This is a genomic window from Desulfovibrio piger (assembly GCF_012843875.1).
In the GTDB taxonomy this organism is placed as follows: domain Bacteria; phylum Desulfobacterota; class Desulfovibrionia; order Desulfovibrionales; family Desulfovibrionaceae; genus Desulfovibrio.
On the sequence record NZ_JABAFY010000021.1, the window covers coordinates 1 to 17,880 of the forward strand.

Annotated in this window: 15 protein-coding genes; 8 read left to right on the top strand and 7 right to left on the bottom strand. The window is 62.5% G+C overall.

What is annotated here, in order from left to right; translation table 11 throughout:
- Positions 1-560: 560 nt before the first annotated feature.
- The 7 genes from HF854_RS06800 (at position 561) to HF854_RS06830 (ending at position 9,150) form a co-directional block, all read left to right on the top strand.
- Positions 561-1,022 carry an EVE domain-containing protein gene (locus HF854_RS06800; RefSeq protein WP_168935621.1) on the top strand — a complete coding sequence of 154 codons (462 nt, stop codon included), beginning with the start codon at positions 561-563 and terminating at the stop codon, positions 1,020-1,022.
- A 183-nt stretch (positions 1,023-1,205) separates the two neighbouring features.
- Positions 1,206-1,400, top strand: a complete 195-nt coding sequence (locus tag HF854_RS06805) for a hypothetical protein (RefSeq protein ID WP_168935622.1) — start codon at positions 1,206-1,208, stop codon at positions 1,398-1,400.
- A 144-nt stretch (positions 1,401-1,544) separates the two neighbouring features.
- The gene (locus HF854_RS06810) at positions 1,545-2,930 is read left to right on the top strand and encodes an FAD-binding oxidoreductase (protein ID WP_006007961.1); all 1,386 of its coding nucleotides are present in this window, start codon (positions 1,545-1,547) and stop codon (positions 2,928-2,930) included.
- A gap of 11 nt (positions 2,931-2,941) precedes the next feature.
- Positions 2,942-4,234, top strand: coding sequence for a (Fe-S)-binding protein (locus HF854_RS06815; RefSeq protein WP_168935623.1), 1,293 nt, complete (start codon positions 2,942-2,944; stop codon positions 4,232-4,234).
- Positions 4,235-4,263: 29 nt separating this feature from the next.
- Positions 4,264-4,902, top strand: coding sequence for a lactate utilization protein (locus HF854_RS06820; RefSeq protein ID WP_168935624.1), 639 nt, complete (start codon positions 4,264-4,266; stop codon positions 4,900-4,902).
- Positions 4,903-4,905: 3 nt separating this feature from the next.
- The gene (gene ldhH, locus HF854_RS06825; RefSeq protein WP_168935625.1) at positions 4,906-7,062 is read left to right on the top strand and encodes an L-lactate dehydrogenase (quinone) large subunit LdhH; all 2,157 of its coding nucleotides are present in this window, start codon (positions 4,906-4,908) and stop codon (positions 7,060-7,062) included.
- Between the two features lie 390 nt (positions 7,063-7,452).
- Positions 7,453-9,150, top strand: a complete 1,698-nt coding sequence (locus HF854_RS06830; RefSeq protein WP_168935626.1) for an L-lactate permease — start codon at positions 7,453-7,455, stop codon at positions 9,148-9,150.
- 134 nt (positions 9,151-9,284) lie between these two features.
- Here the strand turns inward: HF854_RS06830 and HF854_RS06835 are convergent, their stop codons facing one another.
- From HF854_RS06835 to HF854_RS06845, 3 genes are all read right to left on the bottom strand, one after another.
- On the bottom strand, positions 9,285-9,689 hold the full coding sequence (locus tag HF854_RS06835; protein WP_168935627.1) for a hypothetical protein: 405 nt from the start codon (positions 9,687-9,689) through the stop codon (positions 9,285-9,287).
- 165 nt (positions 9,690-9,854) lie between these two features.
- Positions 9,855-10,454 (bottom strand): hypothetical protein, encoded by a 600-nt coding sequence (locus tag HF854_RS06840; RefSeq protein ID WP_168935628.1) that lies wholly within the window; start codon positions 10,452-10,454, stop codon positions 9,855-9,857.
- A gap of 75 nt (positions 10,455-10,529) precedes the next feature.
- Positions 10,530-11,588 carry an alpha/beta hydrolase family protein gene (locus HF854_RS06845; RefSeq protein ID WP_168935629.1) on the bottom strand — a complete coding sequence of 353 codons (1,059 nt, stop codon included), beginning with the start codon at positions 11,586-11,588 and terminating at the stop codon, positions 10,530-10,532.
- A 133-nt stretch (positions 11,589-11,721) separates the two neighbouring features.
- Between HF854_RS06845 and HF854_RS06850 the strand changes: the two genes are divergently transcribed.
- Positions 11,722-12,405, top strand: a complete 684-nt coding sequence (locus tag HF854_RS06850) for a DedA family protein (protein ID WP_168935630.1) — start codon at positions 11,722-11,724, stop codon at positions 12,403-12,405.
- A 326-nt stretch (positions 12,406-12,731) separates the two neighbouring features.
- Here HF854_RS06850 and HF854_RS06855 read toward each other — a convergent pair whose 3' ends face one another.
- From HF854_RS06855 to HF854_RS06870, 4 genes are all read right to left on the bottom strand, one after another.
- Entirely contained in the window at positions 12,732-14,207 is a 1,476-nt protein-coding gene (locus HF854_RS06855) for an ATP-binding cassette domain-containing protein (protein ID WP_168935631.1), read from the bottom strand.
- 418 nt (positions 14,208-14,625) lie between these two features.
- On the bottom strand, positions 14,626-15,453 hold the full coding sequence (locus tag HF854_RS06860; RefSeq protein WP_168935632.1) for a histidinol-phosphatase: 828 nt from the start codon (positions 15,451-15,453) through the stop codon (positions 14,626-14,628).
- A gap of 149 nt (positions 15,454-15,602) precedes the next feature.
- A complete protein-coding gene (gltA, locus tag HF854_RS06865; RefSeq protein WP_168935633.1) occupies positions 15,603-17,018 on the bottom strand; it encodes an NADPH-dependent glutamate synthase in 1,416 nt (471 codons plus the stop codon).
- The gene (locus HF854_RS06870) at positions 17,008-17,847 is read right to left on the bottom strand and encodes a sulfide/dihydroorotate dehydrogenase-like FAD/NAD-binding protein (RefSeq protein WP_040369795.1); all 840 of its coding nucleotides are present in this window, start codon (positions 17,845-17,847) and stop codon (positions 17,008-17,010) included. The genes gltA and HF854_RS06870 overlap by 11 nt, the downstream gene beginning before the upstream one ends.
- Positions 17,848-17,880 lie beyond the last annotated feature (33 nt).

The window sequence follows — 17,880 nt, forward strand, 5'->3', positions numbered from 1 at the left end:
CCGGGGGGAGCCGTGGAGTAGGGGGGACGAGAGGGGAAGGGGCGTTTTTTGTAAAAACTGCCCCTTCCCCTCTCGTGCTCTCCCCAACCCCGAAAAAACTTTTGTCAGGGGCTGGCCGTCGGTCCCCGTCGTTGTCCGTCAGTTGCCGGCGACTTTTCATAACCCGGAAAGGATGGAGGGCGGAGGGGATGCCCGTTCTTCCCGGAGGCAGGGAGGGGGGCTGCCGTGGCTGGGCGTGAAACGCTGGAACGGTATGCAGGGGAATAAGTGACGGTGGCGTCCGTATCACCACGTCACGGGGGAAGCAGGTTTTCCGTCTATGGTTCGGCCGCTACATATCTCGTGACTTCCTGTCCGTTTGCAGAGGACGATGCTGACGCTTTTTGTCCGGCGACGGGGACTTTCCCTATCGTTCAGAGAAAAAGCTTTGGGAGGGGAGGGGGATGCAAGGAGGAAGCCTTTTCCCAAAAAGGTCTTCCCGCCCCCTGCGTGCCCTGCATCTTTCCAGAACACTTGCTACTTTCTTTTTGGGAATATATCCTGATAAAAAAGGAGGTACCATGAACTACTGGTTGTTCAAGAGCGAGCCGGGCTGCTACTCCTGGCAGGATCTGGAGGCCGCGCCCGGGCAGACCACGTCCTGGGACGGCGTACGCAACTATCAGGCCCGCAACTTCATGAAGGCCATGAAAAAAGGCGACCTGGGCTTTTTCTATCACAGCGGTGCCGACCCCTCCATCGTGGGCGTGGTGGAAGTGGTGCGCGAGGCGTATCCCGACCATACGGCACAGGACCCTGAGAACAATCATTTCGACCCCCGGGCCACGCCGGAAAAGCCCATCTGGGAGATGGTGGACGTGCGCCTGCACAAGGCCCTGCCTGCCCTGAGCCGCAAGGAACTGTCCGCGCATGCAGCCCTGGCCGGCATGGAGCTCATGCGCCGGGGCAGCCGTCTCTCCGTTCAGCCTGTGAGCGCAGAAGCCTTTGAATATATTATGTATTTGGCGAATGAGAAAAAATAGACAATCTCAAAGCCTGCATAGGGAGCAGAAAAAGTGTTTCCGGAAGATTCTGGACAGGATATAGAAAAATTTTTTGTTTTGATTTCTTACCAGTAAGATAAGTGTGCATGAGAGAGACTGAAGTAATGTGCAAAATGAAGAGCATATTGCATATCTATTCTTTCTCTTTTGTGTGGACGTTCTTTGGAAAAGAGTGATTGTATCATCTGTGTTGCCGCATTTTTTGTACATTTTGCCTTAATAAAAGAAGAGAAGGAGTTTATGGCCGTATTTTATAAAATATTTTTAAAAATACAAGAAAAAGAGGATCCTCTTTTTTCTTTGCAACAGCAGGTTGGGGAGCAGTTTTACCTTTTCAAAAAAAGAAATTCTTGCTAAAAAAATTCATTCGGCCCGGATCAACCTATTCTTCGGAGCAGGTCTTGCTGCGTGCTCTTTTTTTCGTGTTCCGGGTAGATTGGGTGCAGGCCCGGTCGGGAGCCCGGGTTGATGAGCATATTTCATGAGTAACAGGAGGCCCTTATGGCAAGCCAGGCGCTTATCAAAGAATTTGAAGATCTCCTCGGCAAGGAAAACGTGTTCAGCTCCGAAGCTGACCGCCAGAGTTATTCCTATGATTCCGCGGTGCTGCCCCCCGTGGTGCCCGCCTTTGCGCTGCGTCCCACCACCACCGAGCAGCTCGGCATCTGTGTGAAAAAACTCTATGACTACGGCATTCCCATGACCGTGCGCGGTGCCGGTACCAACCTGTCCGGCGGCACCATCCCGGACAGCAAGGAAAGCGTGGTCATCCTGACCAACGGCCTGAACCGCATCCTTGAGATCAACTCCGACGACCTGTACGCCGTGGTGGAACCCGGCGTGGTCACGGCCACTTTCGCTGCCGAGGTTGCCAAGAAAAACCTGTTCTATCCCCCGGATCCGGGTTCCCAGGCCGTGTCCACCCTGGCCGGCAACATCGCCGAAAACGCCGGTGGTCTGCGTGGCCTGAAGTACGGCGTCACCAAGGACTACCTGATGGGCCTGGAATTCTTTGACGCCACCGGCGAGCTGGTCAAGAGCGGTTCCCGCACCGTCAAATGCGTCACCGGTTACAACCTGGCCGGCATGATGCTGCAGTCCGAAGGCACCCTGGGCATCATCTCCCAGGCCGTGCTCAAGCTGGTGCCCCCGCCGCAGGCCTCCAAGGCCCTGATGGCCGTGTTCGATGACATGCAGAAGGCCGCCGAAGCCGTGGCCGGCATCATCGCCGCCCACGTGGTGCCCTGTACGCTGGAATTCCTCGACAACAACACCATCGTGCGCGTGGACGACTACACCAAGGCCGGCCTGCCCCGCGACGCCGCGGCCATCCTGCTCATCGAAGTGGACGGCCATCCCGCCCAGGTGGCTGACGAAGCCGTGGTCGTGGAACGCGTGCTGCAGCAGACCGGTGCCGTGGCCGTGCATGTGGCCAAGGACGCCGCCGAAAAGTTCAAGCTGTGGGAAGCCCGCCGCCAGGCCCTGCCCGTGCTGGCCCGCTGCAAGCCCACCACCGTGCTCGAAGACGCCACCGTGCCGCGCTCCCAGATCCCTGCCATGATGAAGGCCGTCAACGACATCGCCAAGAAGTACAATGTCGAAGTGGGCACCTTCGGTCATGCCGGTGACGGCAACCTGCATCCCACCTTCCTGTGCGACAAGCGCGACAAGGAAGAATTCGCCCGCGTGGAAGCCGCCGTCGACGAAATGTTCGATGTGGCCATCAGCCTGCACGGTACCCTGTCCGGTGAACACGGCATCGGCACCGCCAAGTCCAAGTGGATGGAAAAGGAAACCTCCCGCGGCACCATCCTCTTCTCGCAGCGCCTGCGCCGCGCTCTGGATCCCAAGGGTCTGCTCAATCCCACCAAGCTGGTGGGCATTTAGGGAGACACGCCATGAGCGACCTGAAGAAACTGGCAAAGCGTCTGATGACGCTTGACGACCGCATCATCGCCTGCATGAAGTGCGGCATGTGCCAGGCTGTCTGCCCCATGTTCGGCGCCACCATGATGGAAGCCGACGTGGCCCGCGGCAAGCTGGCCCTGGTGGACAATCTGGCCCACGAAATGATCGCCGACCCCGATGCCGTGGCCGACAAGCTGGGCCGCTGCCTGCTGTGCGGCTCCTGTGAGGCCAACTGCCCCTCCGGTGTGAAGATCATGGACATCTTCATGGAGGCTCGCGAGATCGTGAACATCTATCTTGGCCTGCACCCGGTCAAAAAGATGGTGTTCCGTGCCCTGCTGCCGTACCCCGGCCTGTTCAACTTTGCCATGCGGGTGGGCGCGCCCATGCAGCGCGTCATCTTCCGCAGCAACAAGGACACCCAGAACACGGCCTGTGCTCCCATGCTCAACTTCATGCTGGGCGACCGCCACATCCGTTCCCTGGCCCTCAAGCCCCTGCACGCCATCTACGGCAACCTGGACGAGCCCCGCGTCATGGGCGGTCTGAAGGTGGCCTTCTTCCCCGGCTGCATGGGCGACAAGCTGTACGTGGATGTGTCCGAAGCCTGCATCAAGGTGCTGCACCACCATAACGTGGCCATCTACATGCCCAGCAGCTTCGCCTGCTGCGGTATCCCGGCCCTGTCCTCCGGCGACGCCGAAGGCATGGTGAAGCAGATGGCCAAGAGCCTGGCCGCCTTTGGCGAAAGCAGCTTCGACTACGTGCTGACCGCCTGTTCCTCCTGTACCTCCACCATCAAGGAACTGTGGCCCCGCTACGCCGCCCGCCTGGGCAGCGTGGAACAGCATCAGGCCGAGGCCCTGGCCGCCATCACCATGGACATCAACGAATTCCTGGTGAAGGTGCTCAAGGTCGAAGCCGTGGAAAGCCTGCCCGGCGCCAAGACCGTGACCTATCACGACTCCTGCCACCTCAAGAAGGCCCTGGGCCTCTCCGAGGAACCGCGCACCATCATCAAGACCAACCCCAACTACAAGCTGGTGGAGATGAAAGAAGCCGACCGTTGCTGCGGTTGCGGCGGTTCCTTCAACCTCTTCCACTACGACCTGTCGCGTGTCATCGGCCAGCGCAAGCGTGACAACGTGGTGGCCACGGGCGCCCATGTGGTGGCCGCCGGCTGCCCCGCCTGCATGATGCAGCTGGAAGACGTGCTCTCGCACAACAATGACCCCGTGCAGGTCAAGCATACTATCCAGATCTATGCCGAGACCCTCAAATAGGGTGCGGCATTCATTATAAGGAGACATCAATGGCCCCTGAAGAAATCCAGGATCTTGTTCAGGACTTCACCACCAAAGCCACGGCCGTCAACGCCGTGGTGCAGGAGCTGCCCAACATGGCCGCCGCGCTGCAGTATGTGGTGGACGTGTGCGAAAACAAAGCCCCGTGCGAACTGATGGCGGACGAGGACGTGGAAAAGGGCCCCAACGGCCCCAACGGTGTGCCCACCCGCGTGCAGCGCATCGTGGCCGCTCCTGTCCTGAACGACGAAGACTTCGCCACCCTGGAAGCCGCCTGCAAGGAAAAGGGCTTCCTGTGCATCCGTGAAGGTCTGCGCAACCATCTGGCCGGTATCGACGTGGGGCTGACCTCCGCCGAGATGGGCGTGTCTTCCAGTGCCACCTGTCTGGTGAACACCGACAACGAAAATGCCCGTCTGGCCGGTATGATCAGCGAGATCCACGTGCTGCTGCTGGCCAAGTCCAAGCTGGTGCGCACCCTGCCCGAGATCGCCGGTCGCATGCGTGAGCTGCTCATGGCCAACCCCAAGGGCGGCAACTACACGACCCTGATCAGCGGCCCCAGCCGTACCGCCGATATCGAGCGCGTGGCCGCCGTGGGCGTTCATGGCCCGCTGGAATTGCATATCATTCTTCTGGAGGACTAAGCCATGAGCCACACCGCACCCAAAACCCTTTCGGATTACCGCAAGGATATTGATTCCGCCCTTGAGGACAGCTTTCTGCGCCGTACCCTCGACACCTTTGCCGTGGCCTACCGCGCCAACCGTGAAGCTGTGTTCAAGGAAGTGGACGAACGAGGCCTGATCAAACAGATCGCCGACGCCAAGGACGACGCCTGCAAGCACATGGAAGAACTGTACGAACAGTTCCGCCGTGTGGCCGAAGAGCGCGGCGTGCATGTGCACCGTGCCGCCACTGCCGAGGATGCCAACCGCATCATCGCCAGCATCGCCCGCGAGAACAACGTCAAGCGCGTCATCAAGTCCAAGTCCATGACCGCTGAAGAAATCCAGCTGAACCCCTACCTGGAAAAGGAAGGGTTCATCGTGGACGAGACCGACCTTGGTGAATGGATCATCCAGCTGCGCCACGAAGGTCCCTCGCACATGGTCATGCCCGCCATCCACCTGTCCCGCTATCAGGTGGCCGACGACTTCACCAAGGAGACCGGCGTCAAGCAGGATGCCGAAGACATCCAGCGCCTGGTGAAGGTGGCCCGCGTGCAGCTGCGCCGCAAGTTCATCAACGGCGACATGGGCATCTCCGGCTGCAACTTCGCCGTGGCCGAAATGGGCGCCGTCAGCACCGTGACCAACGAAGGCAACGCCCGCATGGTCACCACCCTGCCTCGCGTCCATGTGGCCATCGCCGGCCTGGACAAGCTGGTGCCCAACCTGGAAGTGGCCCTGACCGCCCTGCAGGTGCTGCCCCGTAACGCTACGGCCCAGCGCCTGACCGCGTACGCCACCTTCATGGCCGGTGCCGGCGAATGCGGCGCCTGTGAGGACAACAAGAAGGTCATGCACGTGGTCTTCCTGGACAACGGCCGTACCGAGATCGCCCGTGATCCGCTGTTCTCCCAGATCTTCCGCTGCGTGCGCTGCGGCGCCTGCGCCAACGTCTGCCCCGTGTTCCGTCTGGTGGGCGGCCACAAGATGGGCTACATCTACATCGGCGCCATCGGCCTGATCCTGACCTACTTCTTCCATGGCAAGGACAAGGCCAAGGTGCTGTGCCAGAACTGCGTGGGCTGCGAATCCTGCAAGAACGTCTGCGCCGGCGGCATCGACCTGCCCCGCCTGATCCGCGAGATCCGCTCCCGCCTGACCGACGAGCAGGGCGGTGGTGTGGAAGGCACCCTGATGGCTGCTGTGATGAAGAACCGCAAGATGTTCCACAGCCTGCTCAAGTTCGCCTCCTACGCCCAGAAGCCCTTCACCGGCGGCACCCAGTTCCAGCGTCACCTGCCTGCCATGTTCCTTGGCAAGCACGGCTTCAAGGCCCTGCCCGCCATCGCCAACGAAGCCTTCCGTGACCGCTGGGCCAAGATCGCCCCGCGCGTGGCCACCCCGCGCTACCGTGTGGCCATCTTCGGCGGCTGCGCCCAGGACTTCATCTATCCCGAACAGCTGGAAGCCTGCGTCAAGGTGCTGGGCGCCCGCGGCGTGGCCGTGGAATACCCCATGGCCCAGACCTGCTGCGGCCTGCCTCTGGAAATGATGGGTCAGCGCAAGACCTCCGTGGATGTGGCCAAGCAGAACCTGGAAGCCTTCGACGCCAGCAAGTACGACGCCATCATCACCCTGTGCGCCAGCTGCGCCTCCCACCTGAAGCATGTGTACCCCCACATCCTGGAAGGCAAGGCCGACGCCGCCCGCGTGCAGCTCTTCTCCGACAAGGTGACGGACTACAGCTCCTTCGTGCATGATGTCCTCGGCCTGACCGAGAAGGACTTCAACAACAGCGGTGAAAAGGTGACCTACCACGCTTCCTGCCACATCTGCCGTGGCCTGGGCGTGACCAAGGCCCCGCGCGACCTCATCGCCGACGCGGCCACCTATGTGCCGTGCGCCGAAGAAGACGTGTGCTGCGGCTTCGGTGGTACCTACTCCATGAAGTTCCCCGAGATCTCCGGTACGCTGCTGGCCAAGAAGCTGAAGCACATCGAAGAGACCGGCGCTTCCCGCGTGGTCATGGACTGCCCCGGCTGCGTCATGCAGCTGCGTGGTGGTGTGGAAAAGCAGGGCATGAAGGTCAAGGTTTCGCACATCGCGGAACTGGTGGCCGAAAACCTGAAGCACTAACCGTAAACGAGCGGCGGCGTGCCTTGTGGCGCGCCGCCGCCTTGCCATGCGGGCCTGACCTGTCCGGGCCTGCAGGGATCGCCGGCCTTGTGCCGGGCCGGGTGCAGCCCAGGGCGCCCCGGCAGCAGGGACAGGAGGGATTTTTGAACGGACACCGGGTTTCCCGGGCGGTTTTGAGGAAGACCGCGGTCTGTTCGAAAACGCCGTATGATCAAGGCCTTTTCCTGGCGAACCTGAAGGAGCGCCGGTGGGCCCACGGCCATGCGGCAAGGTCACGACCGTAATGCGGCATGATGACATGCCGCCGGTTTGGGGAAGGTCACGGCTGCGTGTGGTGCGAAAATATGCGGCCGGGACATGTTCAACATGGACACTTGCAGAGGAGGTCTCATGTCCATCGGTCTTCTGGCATTTCTTGCCTTCATCCCGATCCTGATTGCCCTGATCCTCATGGCCGGCATGCGCTGGCCCTCCACCCGCGCCATGCCCATCGCCTGGCTTGCCGGTGTGGTGCTGGCCTTTGCCTTCTGGGGTCAGGAACCCCTGCGTCTTGTGGCTCTGTCCATCGAAGGCACCATCACGGCTGTGGGCGTGCTGATCATCGTGTTCGGCGCGCTGCTGATCTACTACACCATGCAGTACAGCGGCGCCATGGAAACCATCCAGGCCGGCATGAAGAAGATCAGCCCCGACAAACGTCTGCAGACCATCATCATCGGCTTCATGTTCGCCGCCTTCATCGAAGGTGCCGCCGGTTTCGGTACGCCTGCCGCTCTGGCTGCTCCCCTGCTGCTGGGCCTGGGCTTCCCGCCCCTGTGCGCCGCCGTTATCTGTCTGGCCTTCAACAGTGTGCCCGTGACCTTTGGCGCCGTGGGTACCCCCGTGCTGCAGGGCTTCAAATCCATCGAGACCTTTGCCATGCAGGCCATGAACTTCTCTGACCCTGCCATGGCCTACAAGACCATCGGTGAATACGTCACCCTCATGCACCTGCCCATGGCCATCATCCTGCCCATCTTCATGCTGGGCTTCATGACCCGCTTCTTCGGCAAGAACAAGTCCTGGATGGAAGGTTTCCGCGCGTGGAAATACTGCATCATGGCCTCTGTCTGCTTCCTGGTGCCGTACCTGATCCTGGCCTGGCTGGTGGGTCCCGAACTGCCCTCCATGCTCGGTGGTCTGCTGGGCCTTGGTGCCCTGGTGTGGCTGACCAAGAAGGGCTTCTGCGTGCCCACCGACGGCGTGTGGGACTTTGCCCGCAACGATGAATGGGATCCTGAATGGACCGGTTCCGTGGAAGCCAGCTCCGCTACCGAATACAAGGAACACATGAGCCAGACCATGGCCTGGCTGCCCTATGTGCTGTGCGGTCTGCTGCTGGTGCTGACCCGCGTGCCCGCCTTCCACCTGAAGCCCATCGTCACCGACCCCATCTTTAGCGTGGGCCTGACCAACATCCTGGGTTACCAGGGCGTGACCTCCAAGATCGCCCTGCTCAACCTGCCCGGTACCATTCCCTTCATCCTGGTGTCCATCATCACCATCGGTTTGCACAAGATGAGCGGTGAAAAGGTCCGTCAGGCCTGGGGTACCGCTCTGGAAAAGATGTCCGCTCCCACCATCGCCCTGGTGGCTGCTGTGGCCCTGGTGTCCATTCTTAAGGGTTCCGGCGTCAACACCGCCGGTCCTGACGGCGCGGCCCTGCCCTCCATGCCCATGGCCATGGCCATGTTCGCCTCTGATGTGGCCGGCGGCATCTGGCCCATGCTGGCCGCTGTGGTGGGTGGCCTGGGTGCCTTCATCACCGGTTCCGCCACCGTGTCCGACATGCTGTTCGGTAACTTCCAGTGGGATATGGGCGGTCTGCTGAACTACCCCGCTCTCGGCAAGTACATCATCGTGGCTGCCCAGGGCGTGGGCGGCGCTGCCGGCAACATGATCTGTATCCACAACATCGTGGCTGTGTGCGCTGTGCTGGGCATGATCGGCAAGGAAGGTATCATTCTGCGCCGGACCATCTGGCCCTTCCTGCTGTACTGCCTGGTGGCCGGTACGGTCTGCTTCGTCCTGATTGGCCGCGTCCTGTAGGGCAGCTGTGACTCTGTAAAAGAAAAGGCCCGCTTCGGCGGGCCTTTTTTTATGTCTTTCTGCGGGCGGCACAGCAATAAAAAAACCACCCGAAAGGGTGGTTTCAGCATGGAAGACGCTGAAAGGGAGGAACGCTAATGGCTGGGAAGGGCAGCCGATGTACGCCAGTACCAGTCCGCTACCAGGGTCGTGTCGTCCGGCAGCCATTCCCCGCTGTGTTCGAACTGGAACAGCAGCTCCTCTTCCGCTTCGTCCAGCGGGATGGCCGGATGGGCCAGCTTGCGCAGGTGGACCAGGACGGCCAGGCATTCGAAAAGCGAGAAGAGAGCCTCGGAAGAAAGGTCCGCGGCGGCGATGGTACGCAGCAATTCAGGATGGAAGGGATTGTTGCTGACACGGGCGGCATCATACAGATCGCAATGCCGGCACAGAGAATCCAGAGTATCGGCGACCAGCAGATCCCGTTTTTCCTGAGGGGATCGTTGCCGTAACGCTGCGGCGAACTGGCTGATGGAGGTACGTTTTTCGCGAATGGTCACCGGGAGCTCCTGTTTTCTGATGATTATAGAATAACACATATATAAAAGCAACGTTCTTTAGCACAAGTACGGGGCTGAAGAGCGTACTTTCCTCTCCGGCGGACTGTAATTGGGCACTCGCAACAGTGCACTACGATGCGGCCTTTGCGCAGGGGCAGGATCCCTTTAGTGGCGAGGGTCGAGATAGCGGGGATCTATATGCAGGCGATAGCTCCGTGCCGCCGGATTGCGGCGGGGTGGCAGGGAGATATTGCCCTCGATGGACAGGGGCTTGTCCGAAAGGCCGAAGGGCTGGAGGCCCTGGAGGCCCTGAGGCATGGCGGCCAGCCGGTCGCCCAGGACGTAGAGGACAGGCATGCTGCGCTGGGCGCGACCTGCCAGGAGCATGCTGCCGCCGTGGCTGCTGCCCAGAATGCTGGTAAGCAGGGAGGGCAGGCGCACGTCGGCGCGGCGCAGCAGCTCCAGAAAGTCATTGCCTGTCTGTCCCACGAAGGAAACCAGGGACATGCCGTCGCGGCTCACCAGCAGGCTCACCGGCACGGTACCGCCGTGGATGCCCAGATAGGTGGAGCGGGCGCCCGCGGGCATGGCTGTCCAGCCTTCCGGGAGGGATTGACCGCTGACGGTGGCCGTTTGCTGGGGCGTATCGGCGGTGGTGCTGCCGGCTGCGGTGAACAGGGAACTTTTGTCCAGCGCGGGCCACGCACAGGCCAGGGCGGCCAAGGCCAGCAGGGCGCAGGCCAGCAGGGATTGGAGATGGCGCATGCCGTTATGTCCTTGATACAGGGGTGATTTCCCTTCCTAGGAAGAATGGCGGGACCTTGTCAAGCCAGGGACGGTCTACTCGCCGGTACCGAGGGAGAAGAAGCTCTCCGGGCCTTCCTGGGTACCGAGCCATTCCAGGAAGAATGAGGCCAGTCTGCGGGTCAGCGTGCTGAACAGCTGCTGGCGCAGGGGATCCAGCTCGTCATGGCACATCTCGGGCAGCTCATTGGCCAGGCTGGGCGGACAGGGGGCCATGAGCAGCGACATGTCCGCTTTGTCCAGGAACAGATGGGCGGGCTTTCTGTCCATGCGTTCATACAGGGCCTCGGCATGCAGCGAGGAGATGCTCAGGTCGTCATGCTCAAGGCCCACCAGCAGCAGGTGCGGCTGCTGGCTGGTCAGCCCCTGATGGCTGAACAGCATGCCGAAGGTGGGGCCCACGGCGGCGATGGCCTTGACGCGGGGATCGGTCAGGCTGCGCGGATCCAGCGGGAAATGGCCGCACATGCTGTCCATGCGGGCCCTGGGCTGATCATAGCAGTAGGCATCGTCCTGGGGGGCCTTGCGACAGTAGTCCATCCAGCCGGAGCAGTCGGGCAGGGCGCCGCCCAGCAGCAGGGCGGCCGTAGCGCCGCTGCCGTAGCCCAGGACGCCGATGCGCTTGGGGTCGATGCTGGGGCCGATGTCTTTGTCGGCCAGCAGCAGGTCCATGGTGGCCGACAGTTCCAGAGCCCTGTCCTTGAGCTGTTCCCAGAGGAAAAGATGGTCCATGTTCTCCATGCAGTCGCGGGGATGGGTGGGCGCGGCCACCACGAAGCCGCGGGCCGCCAGGGCTGCCGCCGTATCGTGGAAGGAAAAGCGCGTCCCCGACGAGGGATGGGAGAGCAGGATCAGAGGAAAGCGGCCGGGTACGGGCTTGCCGTTGCGGGCGCCGCGGATGGTCCAGGGCGCGTAGGACAGGGAGCGCGGTGCGCGCACGGACGGATACCAGACGTTGACGTCCACGCGGATGCCGCTTTCCTGCTGCCAGAAGCCCAGAGTGCGGAAACCGGGATTGTAGCCGTTATCGGCCAGGGCCGGGACGGTGATGAACAGGCAGAGCAGGGCCATGATGACGGCGGAACGGACAGGCATGGGACCTCGCGAGACAGGAAAAGGGGTGGAGGCGTCCCCGCAGCGGGAGCAGGGCCGCTGTAGGTGTTGTGCCACAGGCATGGCTGGGATACAAGGGAAAGGCTTTCAGTCTCAAATCCCTATCGAGGTGTACATGGAATTTTTGACATATCTGGTGGACTTCATCCTGCATATCGACGCCCATCTCTTCGAACTGGTGGAACAGTACGGGATGTGGATCTATGCCATCCTGTTCATCATCGTCTTTTGCGAGACCGGCCTCGTGGTCACGCCCTTCCTGCCGGGGGATTCCCTGCTCTTCGCCTCCGGCGTCGTGGCCGGTGCCGGGCTCATGGGCTACGGCCATGTGCTGCTGGTACTGCTGGCCGCCGGTATCATGGGCGACGCGGTGAACTACTTCATCGGCCGTCATGTGGGGCCGGCCATCTTCCAGCGGGATTCCCGCTTCATCAAGAAGGAGCACCTGCTCAAGGCGCATCACTTTTATGAAAAGCACGGCGGCAAGGCCATCATCCTGGCCCGCTTCGTGCCCATCGTGCGGACCTTCGCGCCCTTCGTGGCCGGTATCGCCCTCATGTGCCCGCACCGCTTTTTCCTGTTCAACATCACGGGCTGTGTGCTCTGGGTGGGCGGCCTGGTCTCGGCCGGCTATTTTCTGGGCAATCTGGAATGGGTGCGCCAGAATTTCAGCATCATCGTCTACCTGATCATCATCATCTCCGTGCTGCCGGTGGCCATCGAAGTCCTGCGCGCCAAGCTGGGCAAGAAGCCGGAGCAGGCGGAAGAGTTGAAGAACCCCTTCGAAAAGAAGGATTAAGGCAGTTCTGCGGGGGAAGGGAGGCCCCTTTTGGAAAAGGGGCCTCCCTTCCCCCGGACCCCCATCCCTCTCCGAAAACTTTTCTTCTGGTCCCTGACGGACAAAGTGGTACGGAAGGATGTGCCCTCGGCATCTGTCCCCCGGTGAAGCTGAAAACAGTCTGTCTGTTCTTCACGGTTGTCCGCTATCCCGTCGCCATACTGAAAAAAGCCCCGCACTGTGCGGGGCTTTTTTTGTGGGCGGGTTTTGGGGAAGGAGGGGGGACTGGGGGGAGGAAGACCCTTTTTGCCGCTAGGGAAAGGGTCTTCCTCCCCCCAGAGAATTCCCTATGCCAAAATTTCCAGACGTCCCTGATGCATGCGCGCCCGGCGGTTGATGCAGGACGGCGCGTCGCCCTCGAAGTGGGAGACAAAGACCAGCGAGATGCCGCGGGCGGCCAGCTGGTCCAGCAAATCAAGATACTGGCGGCGGGAGTCTTCGTCCAGGGCGGAGCAGGGCTCGTCCAGAAGCAGGATGTCCGGTTCGCCCATGAGGGCGCGGGCCAGGAACAGGCGGCGCAGCTGGCCGGTGGAGAGCAGGCGGATGGAGCGGTCAGCCAGATGGCCCACGCCCAGTTCGCGCATGACGCGGCGGGCCTGCTCCTGCTCGGCCTTGCTGTAGTCGCGGTAGACGCCCACGGTGTTTTCCAGACCGGTACAGACCAGTTCCAGCGCCGTGATGCTGTAGCCGTAAAGGGCCTGGGAGAGGTCGGAGACCAGACGCACGCCCTTGCGGATCTCTTCCAGCAGCACGGTCTCGCCGCCGTGATGGGGCAGATGACGCACCAGCGTACCGCCCACGGCCACGAATTCGTCCCCGGCCAGCAGACGCAGGAAGGTGGACTTGCCCGAGCCGTTCTCGCCCTCGATGCGCCAGTGTTCGCCCTTACGCAGTGTCCAGTCCACATCGTGCAAGATCTCCTGCCCGTCGATGAAGACCGTGGCATGGCGCACGTCCAGCAGCGGCGCGGAGGGTTCCGGGGCGGACGTCACGGCTCCGGCCAGGCTGATGTCCTCATATTCGCCTTCCTGCGGCGGCAGGGCGCTTCCCGGGGCCAGCAGACGGCCCTGATGGATGACGCGCGTCTTGCGGCACCAGTCCGGCACCTGTTCCGGGCGGTGGCTGCTCATGATGACCGTACAGTGCTCGCGCACGCTGTCCAGCACTTCATAGAAGCGGCGGCTGTGGTCGGCATCCAGCCCATCGCTGCATTCGTCCAGCAGGAGCAGATCCGGCTGCCGGACCAGGGCCCGGCCCAGCAGGAGCAGGCGGAGCTGGCCCTGCGAGACTTCTGGCACCATCCTGTCCAGCAGGTCCAGGGCGCGCAGGCGCCGTGCCATGTCTTCCACCTGCGCATGACGCTGCTCGGAAGTGTTGGTGTAGAGCAGGGGGGTATCTTCGAATGCCGTGAGCAGCAGTTCCCGGCCAGTGATGTACCAGCGCTGGCGCTGGTAGTTCTCCTGCTGGTCGGGCGAGACCAGGGCGCTGACGGCACGGCCCGCGATGGGCGAGGTCTCCTCACCTTCGCTGGTGTGCCAGACGATGCGGCCTTTCGCCGGCCAGAGCAGGCCGTGCATGAGGCGCATGAGCGTGGTCTTGCCGGCACCGTTGTGGCCCAGCAGCAAGTGGTGCTCGCCGCGGCACAGATGCCAGTCGATGTGGTGCAGGATCATTTTCTGCCGGGCATCGCCGGGCAGGAACAGGCTCAGGTCTTCGATGTCCACCAGGGGACTGCCGGGAAGGAGGGGAGACTGGGTTTCCATGAGAGGCTCGTAAAACTGGCGGTACGCATCCGTCCTGCGGACCGCTGAGAGATGGAGAACTGTCCGAAGGACAGCCTGAAAACATATGTACGCGACCGGGCGGGGCCTGTAGCCGTCGGGCCCAGGGAGACCGGAGACGGACGGGTCATCGACTGGGGAGAGTGGGGGAGCGGCCTTGCCCGAGGGTGACCGGGAAATCCGGGCTGGAGGAAAGCCCGGGCCCTCCCGCGCGCCATCTTTGGGATAAAGCGCGCCGGGAAGAGGGCGACTGGGGAAAGGGGGATCCTTCCCGTGCGGGCAACGGCCGGATGGCGGCCCGCAGGGCCGTGCCCGTCAGCGCCGGAGCGGCGTCACGGGCATCGGCAGCGGAGAAGATCTCCCTTTCCCTCCCCAAAATATCCGGGCGCCGTGTTCTTTCCTACAGCGGCAGCACGTACTGCCGGCCCTGCTTGTACCAGACGCTCTGGGTGAAACCGAAGGCGCGGGCATAGCTTTCCAGACGGGGGAAGGCAAAGGCCACGTCGGTGGTGATGTGAGCATCGGAGGCGAAGGTCACGGGCACGCGGAGCTCGGCGGCCAGCTGCATGATGGGCGCGCAGGGGTAGATCTCGCGGCAGGGCTTGCGCAACCCGGCGGACGAGATCTCCATGGCCATGCCCGCATCGCGCAGCTCGGTGAGGGCCGTGCGGATGATGTCGAGGCTGCCGGGCTTGTTGAGCCAGATGTGGAAGCGGTCCACGGAGAAGATCTTGATGAGGTCGGGGTGGGCGGCGATCTGGAACATGCCCGAGGCGATCATCTCGCGCCAGCTCTGGAAGTAGCGCATATAGTTCCGCTCGCACTCTTCCTGCGAAAGGATGTCCCAGTCCGAGGCCTGGTCGTCGAAGCCCCAGTGACCGATGAAATGCACGCTGCCCAGCAGATAGTCGAAATCATAGGCGGTGCAGGCCTGGCGGGCAAAGTCCGCCTGCCCTTCCAGCCAGTCCATCTCCATGCCGAACAGCACCTGACAGGCATCGGGAGCGGCGCTGTCGCGCAGCTCGCAGACCTCGCGGGCATAGGTGGGCATGAAGCGGCTCAGCTGTTCGCGGTATTCGTTGGTATAGTCGAAGCCCAGCGGACGCGGGGAATGTTCGGTGAAGCCCAGCAGTTTGAGCCCGGCCGTGCAGGCGGCGGCGTACATCTCCTGGGGCGTGCTGGCGCCGTGGGAATAACGGGTATGGCTGTGGAGGTCGGCGGTGATCATGATGGTCTCCGGGAGCGCCCCGGCCTGTCAGGGACAGACGGGATGGCCGTGATGACGGCAGGTCGCGGACGCGCTGAGATGGGGGCAGGGCCCGAGGGAAAAAACGGGGAGGGCGGACCCTCCCCGTGATGTGCTGATGCTATGGCCGATTAGCCGAGCAGACGGCGGCAGATCTCCTGACCGGCCCGGCGTCCGGCGCCCATGGCCAGGATGACTGTGGCCGCGCCGGTGACGATGTCGCCGCCGGCGAAGACGTTGGGCAACGAGGTCTCGCCCGTGGCTTCATCCACCTTGATGTAGCCGCGTTCGGTCTTTTCCAGGCCTTCGGTGGCTTCCAGTAGGATGGGGTTGGAACGGGTGCCCAGGGCCACGATGGCCAGGTCGGTGGCCAGTTCGTAGGTGGCGCCTTCCACGGGCACGGGGCGGCGACGGCCGGAGGCGTCGGGCTCGCCCAGTTCCATCTTCTGCAGGGTCACGGACGTGAGCTTCATCTCGGCGTCCCCGTTGAACTTCACGGGGGAGGCCAGCATCTCGAACTTCACGCCTTCTTCCTCCGCATGTTCCACTTCCTCGCGGCGGGCGGGCATCTCGGCCTTGGTGCGGCGGTAGACGATATGCACGCTTTCCGCGCCCATGCGCAGGGCGGTGCGGGCGGCGTCCATGGCCACGTTACCGGCACCGAACACGGTCACATGCTTGCCGAGGTAGGCGGGGGTGTCCTGTTCGGGGAAGGCATAGGCGCGGCCCAGGTTCACACGGGTCAGGTATTCGTTGGCGGAGAACACGCCCACCAGGTTTTCGCCGGGCACGCCCAGGAAGACCGGCAGACCGGCGCCCACGCCGATGAAGACCGCGTCATATTCCTTGCGTAGTTCGTCCACGGTGAAGGTGCGGCCGCCCACGCTGTTGAGGTGGAAGTCCACACCAGAACGGCGCAGGCCGTCCACTTCGGTGGCCACCACGTTCTTGGGCAGACGGAAGGAGGGGATGCCGTAGATGAGCACGCCGCCGGGCTCGTGCAGGGCTTCGAACACATCCACCTTGAGGCCGTTGGCGGCGCAGACGCCCGCACAGGTCAGGGAGGAAGGACCGGAGCCGATGCAGGCCACCTTCTTGCCCTTGACGGGCATGGCACAGGAATTGGTGCCGGTCACCTGTTCACAGGCGCTGGTGGCGATGTAGGTATCGGCCACGAAGCGTTCCAGGCGGCCGATGGCGATGGGCTGGCCCTTGGCGTTGAGGATGCACTTGCCTTCGCACTGGTGTTCCTGCGGGCAGACGCGGCCGCACACGGCAGGCAGGCTGTTGGTGGTCTTGATGATGCGGTAGGCGGCGTCGAAGTTGCCGCGGGCCACTTCGGCGATGAAGTCGCGGATGGGCACTTCCACGGGGCAGCCCTTCATGCAGAGGGGCTTTTTGCACTGCAGGCAGCGGGAGGCTTCCTGCATGGCCATCTCTTTGGTGTAGCCGGTGGCCACTTCGTCGAAATTGTGAGCGCGCACGTCCGCGGGCTGGCAGGGCATGTCCACGCGCGGAGCAATGGTCTTTTGGGGCTTAGTTTCCATGGGTGCTCCTGTACTGGTCGATGGAGACCTTTTCCTGATCGCGGTAGGCGCCCAGACGGCGGCGCAGTTCGTCGAAGTCCACCTTGTGGCCGTCGAATTCGGGGCCGTCCACACAGGCGAACTTGGTCTTGCCGTCCACGGTCACGCGGCAGGCGCCGCACATGCCGATGCCGTCCACCATGATGGGGTTGAGGCTGACGGTGGTGTGCACGCCGTAGGGACGGGTGGTGTTGGCCACGGCGGCCATCATGGGCACGGGACCCACGGCCACCACTTCAAAGACGTCCTTGTCGGATTCCAGGCGGTCGCGGAGCAGGTCGGTGACCAGGCCCTTGTGACCGTAGCTGCCGTCGTCGGTGGAGATGAGCAGCTCGTCCACGAAGCTGGCCAGTTCCTTTTCGAACAGGAGCAGGTCCTTGTTGCGGGCGCCGATGATGCCCACGACCTTGTTGCCGATGCGCGAATGGCCCTTGGCGATGTGGTGCATGGCGGCAATGCCGGTACCGCCGCCCACGCAGATGACGGTGCCCTTTTTCTCGATGTGGGTGGGCTTGCCCAGGGGGCCGCAAACGTCCAGGATCTCGTCGCCGGCCTTGAGGTCTTCAAGGATGGCCGTACTCTTGCCCATGACCAGATAGACGATGGTGATGGTGCCCTTTTCGGCATCCGTATCGGCGATGGTCAGGGGGATGCGCTCGCCCGTGGGGCTCATGCGCAGCATGACGAAATGACCGGGCCGGGCGTGGCTGGCAATGGCCGGCGCATGCAGCACCAGTTTGCTGGTCTTGCCCGGGATGAGGCTTTCTTTTTCCAGAATGGGGGTTGGCATGATGTTCCTGCACTCCTGCTGCGGGATAATGGA

Excerpts from the sequence above, each read along its gene's own strand:
- HF854_RS06870 (WP_040369795.1), bottom strand. The coding sequence starts at position 17,847 with ATGCCAACCCCCATTCTGGAAAAAGAAAGCCTCATCCCGGGCAAGACC.
- HF854_RS06800 (WP_168935621.1), top strand. The coding sequence starts at position 561 with ATGAACTACTGGTTGTTCAAGAGCGAGCCGGGCTGCTACTCCTGGCAG.
- HF854_RS06810 (WP_006007961.1), top strand. The coding sequence starts at position 1,545 with ATGGCAAGCCAGGCGCTTATCAAAGAATTTGAAGATCTCCTCGGCAAG.
- ldhH (WP_168935625.1), top strand. The coding sequence starts at position 4,906 with ATGAGCCACACCGCACCCAAAACCCTTTCGGATTACCGCAAGGATATT.
- HF854_RS06860 (WP_168935632.1), bottom strand. The coding sequence starts at position 15,453 with ATGATCACCGCCGACCTCCACAGCCATACCCGTTATTCCCACGGCGCC.
- HF854_RS06855 (WP_168935631.1), bottom strand. The coding sequence starts at position 14,207 with ATGGAAACCCAGTCTCCCCTCCTTCCCGGCAGTCCCCTGGTGGACATC.
- gltA (WP_168935633.1), bottom strand. The coding sequence starts at position 17,018 with ATGGAAACTAAGCCCCAAAAGACCATTGCTCCGCGCGTGGACATGCCC.
- HF854_RS06850 (WP_168935630.1), top strand. The coding sequence starts at position 11,722 with ATGGAATTTTTGACATATCTGGTGGACTTCATCCTGCATATCGACGCC.
- HF854_RS06820 (WP_168935624.1), top strand. The coding sequence starts at position 4,264 with ATGGCCCCTGAAGAAATCCAGGATCTTGTTCAGGACTTCACCACCAAA.
- HF854_RS06815 (WP_168935623.1), top strand. The coding sequence starts at position 2,942 with ATGAGCGACCTGAAGAAACTGGCAAAGCGTCTGATGACGCTTGACGAC.
- HF854_RS06830 (WP_168935626.1), top strand. The coding sequence starts at position 7,453 with ATGTCCATCGGTCTTCTGGCATTTCTTGCCTTCATCCCGATCCTGATT.
- HF854_RS06840 (WP_168935628.1), bottom strand. The coding sequence starts at position 10,454 with ATGCGCCATCTCCAATCCCTGCTGGCCTGCGCCCTGCTGGCCTTGGCC.
- HF854_RS06845 (WP_168935629.1), bottom strand. The coding sequence starts at position 11,588 with ATGCCTGTCCGTTCCGCCGTCATCATGGCCCTGCTCTGCCTGTTCATC.